Here is a 16,125-nt window from a genome sequence, read left to right as displayed (position 1 = left end):
GGGCGCCTGTCACGATCAATGCCAATATTTGACCGCCAATGTCGGAGGCGCCGTGTAACGGGCGCGCGGCAGAAATCACACCAAGCTTGTGCGATCGAGAAGGCGCTTATGCCGACCTACGCCTGGTTTGTATATCGATGATCCCATTGGCGTAGGTGACACAAGCCCCGGCACATTGTTGGATATGTGCACATTGCCAACGGGCGCCTGTCACGATCGGTGCCAATATTTGACCGCCAATGTCGGAGGCGCCGTGCAACGGGCGCGCGGCACACATTATGATACTTATTGGCACTGTGCTGGCGCTTATGCCGACCTACGCGACATTCAGGATTTTTAAATACAGAGCGCTTCGCTTACGGAGAACGGAAAAAACGGAAAAAACGGCTTGACGCTTGCCTACCCCCTCTACTGACACTTTATTGCCTCAACAACCTGACTAACATCAAATTTTTATCTTATCTTTTGATATTTGCCTGTAAAACAGGCAGTCGATGTCCTCTTGTATATACATCTTAAAATCAATCCCTTAGTATCTTTGCGGCAATTTTGCATATAACCAAAAAAACTAAAAAAATGAGTTTTAAGATGAAAAAACTAAGCTTTATCGCATTGGCCGTTTCTACTGCGTTAGTTGGCTGTGGAGGGGGAGGTGACGATTCAGCCTCCAACAATCCTGTAAATAATGATACGCAAAAAGTAGAAAAAACAAGTATTGCGATTCCGACTCAAGGCGAGTTTATCGATGCTAAAGTTGAGGGGCTTTTTTATATCTCAGGCAGCGAGAGCGGCAAAACGAATGCCGAGGGGGCATACAAGATTGACACCAATGCCGATAATGTCACCTTTATTCTTGGTGGTGAATTCAATGGCGAGGTCGATGGCTTAGTGATTGGTCATGTTTCGCCACGTGATATCACCACCCCGTTTGAAGCGGCAGGCACATACCAGCGTTCAATCAATCTTGCCCGCCTATTGTTGACCATTAATGATAGTGGCAGCGATGCATCGATCGTGATTCCCGATGCGATTCAATCGCCCAATGACGAGACAATGATTGATGCGCTAAAACAGATTAAGCTGGATGATGATTTCGAAACATCAGCACAAAACTTACTTAAAAAATTAGGTAAACAAGGCGAACTTGTCAGTGAAGACGAGGCAACAAAACACATCGAAGGCTCACTCAAAGGACTAAAACGCGGCAGTGACGATAAGCTCGCTCACTGGGCGAAAGGCTCAAATTGGACGTTTGTTGAACGCAGTGCCAAGCAACGTGTTAAAAACGGCGAGGATTCCGGCTATCAGTTGGTGCTTCATGCCGATCGCACCTTAGGTGACAAGGTATTTAAAGAAACCGTCGGCCTAGGCGGGCAAACCTTTACCACCAAAGAGGAAGGTTTTATCGTTCACGCGGGCTCTAACGACAGCACCTTGTCTGGTAAAAAAGCCGCAAAATATCTCACTTGTGTTAAGCAAGGTGGTGTATTTACTAGCCCATCAGATGGTCAATATTCATGTAACGGTAGCGCTATAAAGATTGACGGCAATCTAACGAGCGTTGCTCACAACAGTAGTGGCTCCTATCAATTATCGGTTGTCGACCCAACCAAGCGAGAACCTAGCGATAAAGATTATAAATGGCCCAAGGTGGCGACGATGGGGGCCGTCTATCAATGTATGGCCAATGCCAACTGCAGCGAGCAAACACTTTCTCAGTTCGAGGTTGTGATACGCGATGACTCTGACAAACAAGACGGTTCTAAGATGCTAGAAGAAACACTTTCTGGCAGTTATGATCCCGTTGCTGACGTTTATGTGCAAACACGCCGTAAAAAACATCTTGATAAAAACGATTATCCCGGCCGCGTGTCAGAGTCCGTCAAATTTATTTACCCAGTTGCAGGCGTCGGTCAAGATCGCTATGTCGATTTTCAAGGGACTTGGCGTGTAGTGATGACACGGCCTGGTTGCGATAAAGTAGCAGAAGCAACCTATACATTTGATGCCGATGGCTTAACAACAAGCGGTAAGGAGCTCAATAGTAATAACGGTAGTTGCTACCTTGCTGATTTGAACGAAACCGTAAGCTATCAAGAGCTCGCCAATATGGACTTCTGGTGGTTTACCACCAAGGCTGCCGGCGCATCAAAAGCCACCTTGGACCAACTGAACACGACGATTCGTTGGAATGATCGTAACGAAGGTGACACTGAGGATAACTTTAAGATCAACCGCTTTAGCTATATGCCAGCGGGCAAAAACTGGGATCGCGGCCTATTAGTGCGTGATACCCTAGACAGCGACGGCAACAAAAGGGCAACAGCGACGCTAAGAAAAATTAAGTAATAACGGATAATCCTTACGCCCCACCATTTGGTGGGGCGTTTTATTTTATCACCCAATATTGGGTAAACAGGCAGAAATACCATTAACATCGCAAGGGCGCCTGTCACGATCGGCTCCAATATTTGGCTTTAATGTCGGATGGCGCGCGGCGGAAATCACGCCAAGCTTGCGCGATCGAGAAGGCGCTTATGCCGACCTACGCCTGGTTTGTATATCGGTGATTCCATTGGCGACGGTGACACAAGCCTCGGCACGGTGTTGGGTATGTGCACATTGCCAACGGGCGCCTGTCACGATCGGTGCCAAATTTAACATCGGTGCCAATATTTGACCGCCAATGTCCGATGGCGCCGTGCAACGGGCGCGCGGCGGAAATCACACCAAGCTTGTGCGATCGAGAAGGCGCTTATACCGACCTACGCCTGGTTTATATATCGGTGATTCCATTGGCGACGATGACACAAGCCCCGGCAAGGTGTTGGATATGTGCACATTGTCAACGGGCGCCTGTCGCGATCAGTGCCAAATTTAACATCGGTACCAATATTTGACCGCCGATGTCGGATGGCGCGCGGCGGAAATCACACCAAGCTTGCGCGATCGAGAAGGCGCTTATGCCGACCTACGCCTGGTTTGTATATCGATGATCCCATTGGCGTAGGTGACACAAGCCCCAAGACTTTGTTGGATATAGGCACATTGCCAACGGGCGCCTGTCACGATCGGCGCCAAATTTAACATCGGTGCGAAATTTGGCCGCCAATGTCGGAGGCGCGCTTTGGCTTGGGTATTCATGATTAACACCGCACCGGCGCTTGTCCGACCTACGCATACTTTAACGTCAATGATGCCATTCACGATCGGCGCCAATTTTGACCATGATGTTGGAGGCGCCGTGCAACGGGCGCGCGGCACACATCGTGATAATGGTTGGCATTGTGCTGGCGCTTGTCCGACCTACGCCTGGTTTATATATCGTTGGTGCCATTGGCGCTTGTCCTAGGAACGATGTTACCCCTTCATCTCCGCGGCGAAGTTGAGCATGCGGTTGAGTGGGATTAACGCTTTTTCGCGCACGTTATCATCAACATGAATTTCATGCTCTTCGCCACCGTTTTCTAGTGCGTTTTCAATCGCTTTAAGGCCGTTCATTGCCATCCATGGGCAGTGGGCGCAGCTGCGACAGGTGGCACCTGCGCCGGCGGTGGGGGCTTCGACTAATTCTTTGTCTGGCACCATTTGTTGCATTTTGTAGAAAATACCTTTATCGGTGGCGACAATCAGCTTTTTATTCGGCAAGGTTTGCGCCGCTTTGATCAGCTGACTGGTCGAGCCAACGGCATCGGCCATTTTTACCACGCTCGCTGGGGATTCAGGGTGAACAAGAATCGCGGCGTCGGGGTAAAGGTGTTTCATTTTTTCTAGCGCTTGGGCTGAGAATTCGTCGTGGACTACGCATTCGCCTTGCCATAACACCATGTCAGCGCCAGTTTCTTTTTCGATATAGGCGCCTAGGTGGCGATCTGGGGCCCAGATAATTGGCTTGTCTTGGCTGTCTAGGTGCTCGACAGTCTCTAACGCGATGCTTGAGGTGACCACCCAATCGGCACGTGCTTTGACGGCGGCCGAGGTATTGGCATACACCACGACGGTGTGGTCTGGGTGTGCGTCACAAAACGCGGTGAATTCATCGGCAGGACAACCTAAGTCTAACGAGCACTCGGCATTAAGCGTTGGCATTAAGACGGTTTTCTCTGGGGTGAGGATTTTAGCGGTCTCACCCATAAAGCGTACACCGGCCACGATCAGGGTCTTGGCTGGGTGTTGATTGCCAAAACGGGCCATTTCTAACGAGTCGGCCACACACCCGCCGGTTTCTTCGGCGAGGGCTTGGATCTCTGGGTCCGTGTAATAGTGAGCAACAAGTACCGCGTCTTTTTGTTTTAATAGTTGTTTGATGCGCGCAACATGTTGTTTTTTCTCTTCGTCACTCAATGCCATCGGTTTCGGCGGAAAGGGATAGACCCTTTGCGACGTTTCAATCACTTGGCTCATGGGATTACTCATGCTTACTTCCAGTCCGGGGCTTCCAGTCCGGGTAGTATAACGCGAGTGGGGGGAGAAACAAATTAGCACGCAGACCGGAAAAGCGCCGTGGCACGGAATCAATACCTTCATCGACGTTAAAATAACGCGTAGGTCGGACAAGCACCGGTGAGATGCGGACTACTGAATCAATGTCCGCGGCGTACCTCCGACATTCGTGCTAAATTCTAACGCTGATCGTGACAGGCGCCCGTTGGCAATGTGCCCCTATCCAACACCGTATAGGGGCTTGTGTCACCTACGCCGATGGCACCATCGTCCTACATCGCATTTTTGGCTTGTTTGGCGCTGGTTGAGTCTGGGTAGGTATCAATCACTTGCTGGAAGTATTGATCGGCTTGGTCGCCGTTACCTTGTTTTTGCGCAATCAGGCCGAGTTTGAGCAATGCGTCGGCGCGTTTGTTGGAGTCTTTAAACTTGCTAACTGCCGTAAACTCTTGGTTTGCCTGCTCAAATTCACTTTTAGAAAAATAAAGCTGGCCGAGCCAATAGTGGGCGTTTGCTGTGTATACCGACTCTGGGTATTGTGAAAGGAAAGCGTTAAACGCTTTGGTCGCCCCTTGGTAGTCTTTCTCTTTCAAGATCAGGTTGACGGCAGCTTCATACGCGGCGTTTTCGCTTTTATCATCCGTAAAGCGAACCGCACTTCCCTCTATGCTCTGCTCTTTTTCGTCTTTAGACTTTTCAGGTGTCTGTTTGGTGGTTCTTAGCGTATCAACCTCGCGATAGAGATCGCGTTGGCGTTCTACCATTTGTTTGATGTCGTAGCTGTTACGCTCAACACTGCCACGTAACGTGCTTAGCTCTTGCGCCATTTGATCAAGTTGGCGTTGCATATCCAGCTGCATTTGGTTGCGCGCTTGTAGCATACGTTCTAGACGATCAACGGCAGAGCCACCCGCCCCTACTTCTGTCACCGGAGCAGATGTGGCAGCCGCGGGGGCTGCCACACTCACCAGTAACGCCAGCGCGAGGGTTCGCACAGAGTTACTGTTTATTTTCATACTCGTTTCCACTACCTATCGGCTGGATTAGTACACTAATACCGAACGACGGTTTTTGGCGTAAGCTTCTTCGCTTTGGCCAAGGACCAGCGGTTTTTCTTCGCCGTAGCTCACGATAGAGATTTGGCTAGCTGGCACACCCAACGCTTGTAGGTATTTAGACACAGCTTCAGCACGGCGCTCGCCCAGTGCGATGTTGTACTCTGGGGTACCGCGCTCGTCAGCATGGCCTTCAACGACTACTTCCATCGCTGGGTTGTCACGCAGGTAAGTCGCGTGCGCATCCAGCATGTCTTCGTATTGTGGTAGTACTGATGAGTCGTCAAAGTTGAAGTAAACGGTTTGCGACTGACGCAGCTCTTGGTTACGGATTTGTTGCTCAGTCATTGAGCCTTGGCCGTCAACCGGTGATACCACGGTAGTGCCGTTTTGGTTGGTTGATTGACCAGCATCACTGCCCGTCGCGCTGTCGCTTGAGCTACACGCAGCCAGAGTTAACATTGGCAGTGCCACCGCCAGACCTTTCAGTACTTTATTGATTTGCATTCTATTTTCCTTTTCTAGAAAGTTAGCGCACGTTGTTTAAAATTAAAAAACTACAGGTAAGGTGACCAGGCTGGTGCACGCACGCGCCCGTTGGTTGCCGGTAACCGCGCTTTAAAGCGGCCGTCGATTGAGACGAGTGACAACACATTCTTACGTCCATATACCGAGCTGTAAATCACCATGCTGCCATTTGGCGCAATACTTGGCGACTCATCCAACAAGGTTTTGGTTAGGATTTGCACCGCCCCGCTGTTTAAGTCTTGTTTTGCAATGTTATAGCCAGACGCGGATTGATTTACCATGATCAAGTGGCGGCCATCAGGAGTCAGTTGCCCTCCCATATTTTGATTGCCTTCCCACGTGATCCGTCGGCTGGTTCCATCATCTAAATTTACGCGATAAATCTGTGGTTTGCCACCCCGGTCCGAGGTGTAGATGAGCGAGTTACCATCGGGATCCCAAAATGGCTCGGTGCTATTGGCACGACCATGGGTAATTTGGGTCAGTTTTTTGCTCTTTAAATCGAAGATATAAAGCTGCAGGCTACCGGTTTTGGACAGCACCATGGCCAGCTTGCTGCCATCGGGCGAGAACTGAGGCGAACCATTGTGACGCGGATAAGACGAAATCTTCTCGCGCTCACCGGTGTAAATATCCATGACAAAGATTTCGGCTTGGCCATTTTCAAAGCTGACATATGCCAGTTGGCGACCATCCGGTGACCACGACGGTGACATCAATGGCTGTTTAGAGCGCAAGATCAAGCGTTCGTTATAGCCATCGTAATCCGATAAGCGCAGTTGGTAGGGATAGTCGTTCTCTTTATCAATCACCACATAGGCGATACGGGTCAAGAAGGCTCCTTTTTCGCCGGTGAGCTGTTCATACACAATATTGGCAATGCGATGCGAATAACGGCGCAGATCGCTTTCTTTGACCGTGGCGCGGTTGTTGACCAGTAAGTGGTCATCGGTTTGTACCAGCTGGCCATCGGCGCCTAGGCCTTTACTGTCGCCGCCCGTGAGCTGGCCACGCACAATATCAATCAGTTGGTAATCAATTTGGTAACGGCCGTCTGACGTGGGCGTCACGGTGCCAGTGACCACGGCATCCACCCCGAGCGAGGTCCAAGCGTTGTAATCGACATCGGCATCTTTGTAAGGCGTTTGCGGCATGTCACTGACAGATAATGGGTTAAATTTACCGCTGCGACGTAAATCGGATCCCACTACACCGGCAATATCTTCAGGCATCTCGCCTTGCCCTTTCCATTGGAAGGGGATCACGCCAATGGGCCTGGCTGTGTTCACCCCTTCGGTGATCACCAACTTAAGCGCAGCGTGTGCCGGTTGCGTGAGTAACGACAAACAGGCCAACAGCATTACAACGGCGGCAACTTGCCACGTCCGTAAACGATCCTGACGCGTGTTTGTGACATGGTTTGTGCCACCACAGGGGCTCACTTCCATCATGTTTTTTATCCTGTCGGTTAGTTAGGTCGAACGGTTAACTCGATATCACGTAACTTAGCAATAATATCGCCATCGTCTGGCATTGGAAATTGTGATACGGACGCGACCGCGGTTTTTGTTGCACGACACAATCGCGAGTTGCCCGCTTTTTGTTCCACATTAAGCAATAGGCCGGTAGGTGACAAGCGCATATTGACCACACACTCTTGGCCACTTAAACCATCATCAACAATCAGTCTTTGTTGGATCATTTGCGTAAAAATGGCGCCGTATCGCGCCACTTCGTCGTCCACAAATTGTCCGCGCGCGCTTTGCCGTTGGCTGGCTTCCGATTCCAGCCCCGAAAACAAATCATTAAGCGCCGCTTCTTGCTCTTGCTGTTGCCGTTTGGCTTCTTCTGCCCGGCGCTCGGCCTCTTTTCTCGCTTGTTCGGCTTCTTTGCGCGCCTGCTCTGCCTCTTTTAACGCTTGCTCTTCGGCTTTGCGCTTTGCCTCAAGCTTGCGTTGGCGTTCAGCTTCGGCTTTGCGTTCAGCCGCCAGTTTTTCTTGCCGCGCTTTCTCCGCTTTTTCCGCCGCCAATTCCGCTTTCCGTTGTTGTTCTAACTTGCGCTGACGTTCGCGTTCGGCTTGTTCTGCTTGTTGTTTGGCAAGGCGTGCTTGTTCTTTGGCCTTGGCTTGCTCTTCGGCAATCCGCTTTTGCTCTTCTCGTGCTTGACGTTCCGCTTCGAGCTTTTTCCGCTTCACTTCGCGAAGGCGCTGTTCTTCTTGCTCGCGTTGTTGCTCAAGGCGTTTCGCTTGCTGCTCTAATCGCTTTAACCGCTCGGCTTCTTCGCGTTTGGCTTGATCACGCTGCGCGCGAATTTTTTTTGCCTGCGCATTCACCACGGCCGGATCAATCACGGTGGCTTCAATGGAGCGCCCAGCTTTGGGGGTTGGCTTGGCGTCTGAGGTGAAATCTGCCCCCCATAACAGCACAATCACCAACAACACGTGTAGCCCGCCGGAAATGGCAAGCGCTGGCACCAGTGAGTCTTTTTTCTTGCTTTTGGTCGCCTGATCGCGATGGTTTGGCTCGTTCATCATCCTCACCTACGACTCATATGGCTCTGTCATTAAGCCCACCGACGACACACCGGCTTGGTTTAATGCATCAAGCGTTAGGATGATCTCGGAATAGGGGACGCGGCCATCACCGCCGACTAAGACGGGGGATTTAGGATTAAGCTGAAGTTCGGCTTTCACCCGCACCAAGATTTCTTCTAGGCTGAGTCCTCGGGTCATATCACCATTGTTGACACTGAGCCCGAGCTGGCCGTCTTGGTCTACTTCCACAATGATGAACGCGCCGCTATCTTCTTCTTCCGCCAACTCTGCCGCTGTTTTGGCCTGCGTGGTCTGTGGTAAATCGACATCGACGCCTTGGGTCACAAACGGCGCGGTGACCATAAAGATAATCAGCAATACCAGCATCACGTCAATGTAGGGCACCACATTGATTTCCGCCGTCATTTTGCGTCGTTTTGGTTGATACGCCATGGATTACTCCTGGGTTGCCGCAAACGCTTGACGGTGAAGAATGCTAGAAAATTCTTCCATAAAGTTCATGTAGTTGTGTTCAAGCTTGCTCACTTTGGCTGTCAAACGGTTGTAAGCCATGACGGCAGGGATCGCTGCAAATAGGCCCATGGCTGTCGCGACCAAGGCTTCAGCAATCCCGGGCGCAACCATCGCCAATGTGGCTTGTTTCACCGCACCCAGGGCGATAAAGGCATGCATAATGCCCCACACGGTGCCAAATAGGCCGATGTAGGGGCTAATTGAGCCCACGGTGGCCAAAAACGGTAAGTGGGTTTCAAGTTCTTCAACTTGTTTAGACAGGGAAACACGCATCGCCCGTGACGTGCCTTCCATCACGGCATCAGGCACTTTGTCGTTACTGCGATGCAGGCGGGCAAATTCTTTGAAACCTGCGTAGAAAATTTTCTCGCTACCGGTGAGGTGATCCTTGCGGGCCTGCACTTCTTGAAAGAGTTGCGAGAGATCGATCCCCGACCAGAATCGGTCTTCAAATCGCTCCGCTCGGCTAAAGGCTTGCTGCATCACTTTTGAGCGCTTGATGATCATGGCCCAAGACATCACTGACATACCCAGTAATATCAGCATCACTCCCTTAACAAGCAGGCTTGCTTGTAAAAACAGGTCGAGAATGGAAAGTTCAGCGGTCACGTCATCATCTCCGATTTAATCTGTGTTGGAATCGATTTGGGTTTCATGGTGGCTGGGTCGACACAGGCTATCTTAACCGTTGCCACACACAATGCTTTTTGATCAGAATTCACCAAGCTTTGACAAAACGTCATGCTGGCGCGCCCCATGGCTGACACTGTGGTGACAACATCAAGGGCATCATCCAGCCGTGCACCGCGGTGAAAGTCGATATCCATGTGGCGCACCACAAACGCATAGTGCTCAGCAAACAAGGCCTGTTGATTGACACCGATTTGGCGTAACAGTTCAGTGCGCGCACGCTCAAAGTACTTGAGGTAGTTGGCGTGATAAACCACCCCGCCGGCGTCTGTGTCTTCATAATAAACACGTACGGGCCAACGAAACGGCGTTGATTCAGTCATGACTGTATCCATATAGGTTCAGCGATAGGCAATTACTATACCTAAGTTGTCGATGTATAGAAATGCTGAAGCCGCGCAGTCGCTGCATTGGTGGCCCATGACGGGCGCAAGAAGTGATATGCCGCAAAAAACACACAATGACTCCGCGGCCAGTGATGAAAAAAGCACCGCTTGGGTGCTTTTGTCATTCGTTTGTCACTTTGCGCTTGCTCACCGAGCGTTTGGCTCAACTAGCGTAGCCACATCAAGGCGAGCAAAAGAAGAGACACGCCCCACCCTAATGGCGGCCAAGTAAGCCAGCGGCTCCATTTTCCTTGCGCTGTAAAGCCGACAGCGTGAATCACGCCCAAGCAGGTGGCGTAAAGTAGGCCCACGCCCATGAGGAACGTGACGCCGCCCATGCGCTGCGCGAAGGCTTCAGGCGCCCACATTACTTGGCCCCCCCAGCATAATGCACTGGCCAATGAGAGCAGCCGCCAAAGGCCAGAAAAATCCTGGCCTAACGGAGCGGGTTGGCGATCACTCATTATCGTGATCCATGGCTTCGGTATGCTCAAGCCATAACGCATTGATGATCCCGAAGGCGCATGCCAGCAGCACACCGAGAATCCACGTGAAATACCACATATGCAGGCTCCTTACTTAGTACAGTGAATGTTTGTTGTCTTCAATATATTGCGCATCTAAGCGGCCGAACATCTTAATGTAGCACCACAAGGTGTAAGCCAAGATAATCGGCACAAAAATCGCAGCGACGATAGTCATAATCGATAATGTCAGTTCGCTCGAGGTGGCATCCCACATGGTCAAACTATGACTTGGGAAGGTGCTCGATGGCATCACAAAGGGGAACATCGCGATACCCGCGGTCAAAATTACCCCAGCAATGGCCAAGCTCGAGAACAAGAAGGCCCAGCCACCACGTTCAACTCGAGACGCCAGCAGTGCCAATAGTGGCATCACCGCACCGACAATGGGAGCTAACCAAAGGATTGGCATCGCTTGGTAGTTGTGCATCCACGCGCCGCTTTGCACCGCCACCTCTTTCGCCAGTGGATTAGACGCCGCTTGATTCGCCGCTTCACTGACCACCACAAAGCCTTCCAGGTTTTGTACCCAAAAGCCCGCTGCCACGAACAAGACAGTGGTCAGTAGCGCACACAGTTGCGCCACATTGCGTGCCCGTACATGCAGCGCATCGGTGGTTTTCATTTGCAGCCAGGTTGCCCCTTGCAGCACCACCATAAACAGACTCACAAGGCCACACACCAGTGCGAATGGATTAAGCAGTGCGAAAAAGCCACCGGTGTAGGTTGGGATCAACAGCTCGCTTAACTGAAATGGTACGCCTTGCAGCAAGTTGCCAAAGGCGACACCGAAAATCACAGGCGGTATAAAACCACCGGCAACCAGGCCCCAGTCCCAGGCAGTACGCCAGCGCTTATCATCAATTTTTGAGCGGTAGTCAAAGCCCATAGGACGGAAAAATAACGCTGCCAGTGTAAGCACCATCGCGATATAAAACCCAGAGAATGACACTGCATAAACCAGCGGCCAGGCAGCAAATAGTGCCCCACCCGCGGTCACTAGCCAAACTTGGTTGCCTTCCCAGTGCGGGGCGACTGAGTTAATCATCACCCGCCGTTCACTATCCGTTTTGCCGATTAGGGTGAGCAAGGCGCCCACCCCCATGTCAAAGCCATCGGTGACGGTAAAGCCAATCAGTAGCACCCCAATAAGCGCCCACCAGATCAGCCGTAACATTTCATAATCAAACATGCTATCTCTCCTTATGCTTCAATCTGGCGGCTGAAATCCGCTTCTGGATTGCCTTTTTGTTCAAAGTGGTAGCGGCCGGTTTTGAGGCTACTTGGCCCCAAGCGCGCAAACTTGAACATCAGATAGAGCTCGGCGACGAGAAAGACGGTGTAGAGCGAACAAATCGCCACCATCGAGAAGATGATATCGCCTGCAGCGAGGTTAGAGGCGGCCATATGCACTGGTAAAATCTCACCCACAGCCCAAGGCTGACGACCATATTCGGCAACAAACCAGCCCGCTTCACAGGCAATCCAAGGCAGCGGAATACCAATCAGTGCCAGTTTGAGTAGCCAAGGTTTTTGATCAATACGTTGACGGCAGGTTTGCCAGAAGCTCATGCCAAAGATAAACAGCATCGCAAAGCCACAGGCCACCATGATCCTAAAGCTCCAGAACAACGGTGCCACGTGTGGAATAGAGTCTTGTGCCGCTTGCTGAATTTGCCCTTCGGTGGCATCAACCACTTTATCGGTATAAGGCTTGAGCAGCAGACCATAACCGAGGTCATTTTTCACTTCATTAAAGGCGGCTTTAGTTTCAGACGATGTCTCGCCGGCACGCAATTTTTCTAGCAATGCGTACGCCTGCATCCCGTTGCGGATACGGGTTTCGTGCTCAGCAATCAAATCGGTTAAGCCTGTCACTTCTTTATCCAGTGAGCGCGTGGCAATGATCCCCATCGCATACGGGATTTTGATCGCATAATCAGTTTGCATGGTGTCTTGATTAGGAAGACCCACCACGGTGAAGGCTGCTGGCGCTTCCTCGGTGTGCCATTCGGCCTCAATCGCCGCCAATTTGACCTTTTGTACATCGCCCAGCTCGTAACCGGATTCATCACCCAGAATAATGACCGAGACGATCGCGGCCATACCAAAGGAGGCAGCAATTGCAAACGAGCGACGTGCGAAGGCGAGATCACGCCCTTTCAGTAGGTAGTAGGCACTGATACCGAGCACGAACATTGCCCCGGTGGTGTAGCCTGCCGCGACGGTGTGAACAAATTTGACTTGTGCTACCGGGTTAAAGACCACATCGGCAAAGCTCACCATTTCCATACGCATGGTTTCGAAGTTGAACTCCGAGCCCACTGGGTTTTGCATCCAGCCGTTGGCGACCAGGATCCAAAGCGCGGAAAAGTTAGAGCCTAACGCCACCAGCCAAGTGGTGACCAAATGCTGACGTTTACTGAGACGATCCCAACCAAAGAAGAATAAGCCCACAAAGGTGGATTCAAGGAAGAAGGCCATCAACCCTTCAATGGCAAGCGGGGCACCAAAAATATCCCCGACGTAGTGGGAATAGTAGGCCCAGTTGGTCCCGAATTGAAACTCCATGGTAAGGCCGGTTGCCACACCGAGCGCAAAGTTAATCCCAAAGAGTTTACCCCAAAACTTGGTCATGTCTTTGTAGATTTGCTTGTCGGTCATCACGTATAACGATTCCATGATGGCCAGCAAAAATGCCAAACCTAGCGTTAGGGGAACAAACAGGAAGTGATACATCGCGGTCAGCGCAAACTGCAGCCGCGATAAATCGACGATATCGGTAATCATGGTCACTCCTTTACACCGCTTTCGGTGCCGATACAGTTGTATCGCTCGTTTTACTTTCTCACCCTGCATGGCCGCCAAACCGCTGGCCGGTGCGGGGAAAGCGCTACACTTTCTCTAGTCACTGCTGCATGTTACACGCTTGAAACACTCAAGTTACTTAATAGTTAAATATATTCTAATTAAGTTATAACTAATATTACAGACGTAACTTATGTGCGTTAATCGCCTTTTCCCGGGTTTGTCGAGTCAGTTGCAAAAACAACAAAGCATCGACATCAAGGTGTAAAATTGTGATTAACCACAAAGAAACCAGGTGATTATTGGCTGTAATTCAAAGCCACATCTCACTCTGGTTGGCTGTAACTGTCAGCAGATGAGAGTAACGATAAGGGGTCACGTGCTACATAACCTTAATCTAGATCAAAAAACCCCATTGATTGGCGGTCAATGGGGCGGTTTTGGTAAAAAATGTCTTGATCTCAGTTAAGCTTTCGGCCGGTTTTTGTCACACCTTGGGCACATCAAAGCCAAAATGCAGATAGGCGCGCTGGCTGGCAATTCGGCCACGCGGGGTGCGTTGTAAATAGCCTTGCTGGATCAGATAAGGCTCAATCACATCTTCAATGGTGTCTTTTTCTTCACCAATCGCCGCGGCCAGGTTATCTAAGCCGACCGGCCCCCCATCGAATTTTTCAATAATGGCGTTGAGCAGTTTGCGGTCCATGTAGTCAAACCCTTGGCTGTCAACGTCCAGCATATCCAAGGCGCGCTGGGCGATGTCGGGACAGATGTGGCCACTGCCTTTTACTTCGGCAAAGTCGCGCACACGGCGGAGTAAACGGTTGGCAATCCGTGGTGTACCACGTGAACGACGCGCCACTTCCTCGGCCCCTTCGTCTTCCATCGACAACGCCAAGCAATGCGCACTGCGTTTTACAATCCCGGTTAAATCACGCACGTTGTAGTATTCCAAACGCTGGGTAATACCAAAACGGTCACGCAGGGGGGATGTCAGTGAGCCCGCACGGGTAGTGGCGCCAATCAGGGTAAATGGTGGCAAATCGATTTTAATCGAGCGGGCAGCTGGCCCTTCACCAATCATAATATCCAGTTGGTAATCTTCCATGGCGGGATACAAGACTTCTTCCACCACTGGGCTTAGGCGATGAATTTCATCGATAAACAGCACATCATGAGGCTCTAGATTGGTGAGCAAGGCGGCAAGATCACCGGCTTTTTCTAGCACGGGGCCTGAGGTGGTGCGAATACTCACGTCCATTTCGTTGGCAACAATATTGGCCAAAGTGGTTTTACCGAGGCCGGGCGGGCCAAAAATCAGCAGGTGATCCAGGGCTTCTTGGCGTTTGCGTGCGGCATGGATAAAAATTTCCATTTGCCCACGAACGTGGTCTTGGCCTTGATAATCTTCTAATAACTTGGGGCGTATCGCGCGGTCAATCACTTCATCTTCGCGATCGGGCGTGGTTTGCGCCGAAATTAAACGATCAGCTTCTATCATGGGTTACACCATCGAGCGCAGCGCGTGACGAATGACGTCTTCACTGCTCATGTCATCGGTTGCAATTTGTTTTACCACTTTCTCTGCTTGTGCCGCTTTATAGCCCAAGGCAACCAGGGCACTCACCGCTTCGTCTGCCGCGGTTGAGACCGTGGTCGGAGCCGGACGAGTGGCCGCCCCCTCGCCAGTAGCCGCCTCCGTATGCGGGGTAAAGAGATCGAATGCTTCCCAGTTTTTAAGCCGATCGCGCATTTCAATCACCAAGCGTTCCGCGGTTTTCTTCCCTACCCCGGGAATCTTCACCAAGGTCGATACATCGTTATGCTCAACACTGTCGACAAAATGATTGGCTGTCATTCCCGACAAAATCGCTAATCCGAGCTTAGGCCCCACGCCATTGGCTTTGATCACTTCCCGAAACAGCGCCCGCTCGCGTTTACCGCTGAAACCATAGAGTAATTGCGCATCTTCACGGACCACAAAGTGGGTATACACAGTGGCCGTCTCACCCACGTCCGGCAGTTGATATAGACAGTTCATGGGCATGCTCACTTCGTAACCGACGCCGTTTACGTCAATTAAAATTTCCGGCGGCTGCTTTTCTATCAGGGTTCCGTGTAATCGGCCTATCACAATCGATTCTCTGTTTGTTACTTTCCCTCCAGGATAAAGAATAACTGGATGTATATCCAGTCGAATTGAGGGGATACGGAAAAGCCTATCGTGCCAGCTCTGGTAGATAAAGTTCCTAGGTCCTAGGAACTGCTTTCTGCTCTCTTCTGTACTCCGTAAGCGAAGCGCTCTGTATTCAAAAATCCCGAATATCGCGTAGGTCGGCATAAGCGCCAGCACAATATCAATAATGAATACCCGAGCCGGCCGCGCGCCATCCGACATTGGTGGTAAATTTGGCACCGATCGTGACAGGCGCCCGTTGACAATGTGCTCTTATCCAACATTTTGCTGGGGCTTGTGTCACCTACGCCAATAGCACCATCGATGTATAAATTTTGTCATTGTATGCATTCCCACGCAGGAGCGTGGGAACGAGTAATCGTAGCCAATGGCACCACCGATATATAAACCAGGCGTAGGTCGGCATAAGCGCCTTCTCGATCGCGCA

At 51.0% G+C, this 16,125-nt stretch carries 15 protein-coding genes; 1 reads left to right on the top strand and 14 read right to left on the bottom strand.

What is annotated here, in order from left to right:
* Positions 1-588 precede the first annotated feature (588 nt).
* A complete protein-coding gene (locus HLG76_RS13915; RefSeq protein ID WP_175993860.1) occupies positions 589-2,349 on the top strand; it encodes a chromosome partitioning protein ParA in 1,761 nt (586 codons plus the stop codon).
* Positions 2,350-3,360: 1,011 nt separating this feature from the next.
* Here the strand turns inward: HLG76_RS13915 and nadA are convergent.
* The 14 genes from nadA to ruvA all read right to left on the bottom strand — a co-directional run bounded on the left by nadA (position 3,361) and on the right by ruvA (position 15,635).
* Complete coding sequence (gene nadA, locus HLG76_RS13910; protein ID WP_175993862.1) at positions 3,361-4,404, bottom strand: quinolinate synthase NadA; 1,044 nt, start codon at positions 4,402-4,404, stop codon at positions 3,361-3,363.
* Positions 4,405-4,715: 311 nt separating this feature from the next.
* Positions 4,716-5,453 (bottom strand): tol-pal system protein YbgF, encoded by a 738-nt coding sequence (gene ybgF, locus HLG76_RS13905; RefSeq protein WP_175993861.1) that lies wholly within the window; start codon positions 5,451-5,453, stop codon positions 4,716-4,718.
* 33 nt (positions 5,454-5,486) lie between these two features.
* Complete coding sequence (gene pal / locus HLG76_RS13900; RefSeq protein ID WP_077460433.1) at positions 5,487-6,005, bottom strand: peptidoglycan-associated lipoprotein Pal; 519 nt, start codon at positions 6,003-6,005, stop codon at positions 5,487-5,489.
* A 50-nt stretch (positions 6,006-6,055) separates the two neighbouring features.
* A complete protein-coding gene (gene tolB, locus HLG76_RS13895; RefSeq protein WP_077460491.1) occupies positions 6,056-7,387 on the bottom strand; it encodes a Tol-Pal system beta propeller repeat protein TolB in 1,332 nt (443 codons plus the stop codon).
* Between the two features lie 107 nt (positions 7,388-7,494).
* Positions 7,495-8,556 (bottom strand): cell envelope integrity protein TolA, encoded by a 1,062-nt coding sequence (gene tolA, locus HLG76_RS13890; RefSeq protein ID WP_175993859.1) that lies wholly within the window; start codon positions 8,554-8,556, stop codon positions 7,495-7,497.
* Positions 8,557-8,565: 9 nt separating this feature from the next.
* Positions 8,566-9,012: a protein TolR gene (gene tolR / locus HLG76_RS13885; RefSeq protein WP_021024366.1), complete on the bottom strand. Its 447-nt coding sequence runs from the start codon at positions 9,010-9,012 to the stop codon at positions 8,566-8,568.
* A 3-nt stretch (positions 9,013-9,015) separates the two neighbouring features.
* The gene (gene tolQ, locus HLG76_RS13880; RefSeq protein ID WP_021024365.1) at positions 9,016-9,702 is read right to left on the bottom strand and encodes a protein TolQ; all 687 of its coding nucleotides are present in this window, start codon (positions 9,700-9,702) and stop codon (positions 9,016-9,018) included.
* A complete protein-coding gene (gene ybgC, locus HLG76_RS13875) occupies positions 9,699-10,106 on the bottom strand; it encodes a tol-pal system-associated acyl-CoA thioesterase (RefSeq protein ID WP_021024364.1) in 408 nt (135 codons plus the stop codon). The genes tolQ and ybgC overlap by 4 nt, the downstream gene beginning before the upstream one ends.
* Before the next feature lie 230 nt (positions 10,107-10,336).
* Positions 10,337-10,633 (bottom strand): cyd operon YbgE family protein, encoded by a 297-nt coding sequence (locus HLG76_RS13870; RefSeq protein ID WP_158011321.1) that lies wholly within the window; start codon positions 10,631-10,633, stop codon positions 10,337-10,339.
* Positions 10,626-10,733, bottom strand: a complete 108-nt coding sequence (gene cydX / locus HLG76_RS13865; RefSeq protein WP_021024361.1) for a cytochrome bd-I oxidase subunit CydX — start codon at positions 10,731-10,733, stop codon at positions 10,626-10,628. Before cydX ends, HLG76_RS13870 begins: the two co-directional genes overlap by 8 nt.
* A gap of 15 nt (positions 10,734-10,748) precedes the next feature.
* On the bottom strand, positions 10,749-11,885 hold the full coding sequence (gene cydB / locus HLG76_RS13860) for a cytochrome d ubiquinol oxidase subunit II (RefSeq protein WP_077460429.1): 1,137 nt from the start codon (positions 11,883-11,885) through the stop codon (positions 10,749-10,751).
* Positions 11,886-11,896: 11 nt separating this feature from the next.
* Positions 11,897-13,480 (bottom strand): cytochrome ubiquinol oxidase subunit I, encoded by a 1,584-nt coding sequence (gene cydA / locus HLG76_RS13855; RefSeq protein ID WP_028569775.1) that lies wholly within the window; start codon positions 13,478-13,480, stop codon positions 11,897-11,899.
* A 508-nt stretch (positions 13,481-13,988) separates the two neighbouring features.
* Entirely contained in the window at positions 13,989-15,002 is a 1,014-nt protein-coding gene (gene ruvB / locus HLG76_RS13850) for a Holliday junction branch migration DNA helicase RuvB (protein ID WP_021024358.1), read from the bottom strand.
* 3 nt (positions 15,003-15,005) lie between these two features.
* On the bottom strand, positions 15,006-15,635 hold the full coding sequence (gene ruvA / locus HLG76_RS13845; RefSeq protein WP_175993858.1) for a Holliday junction branch migration protein RuvA: 630 nt from the start codon (positions 15,633-15,635) through the stop codon (positions 15,006-15,008).
* Positions 15,636-16,125: the final 490 nt, after the last annotated feature.

Source organism: Salinivibrio sp. EAGSL (assembly GCF_013366455.1).
Lineage (GTDB): Bacteria > Pseudomonadota > Gammaproteobacteria > Enterobacterales > Vibrionaceae > Salinivibrio > Salinivibrio costicola.
This window is presented reverse-complemented; position numbering and strand designations above follow the sequence as displayed.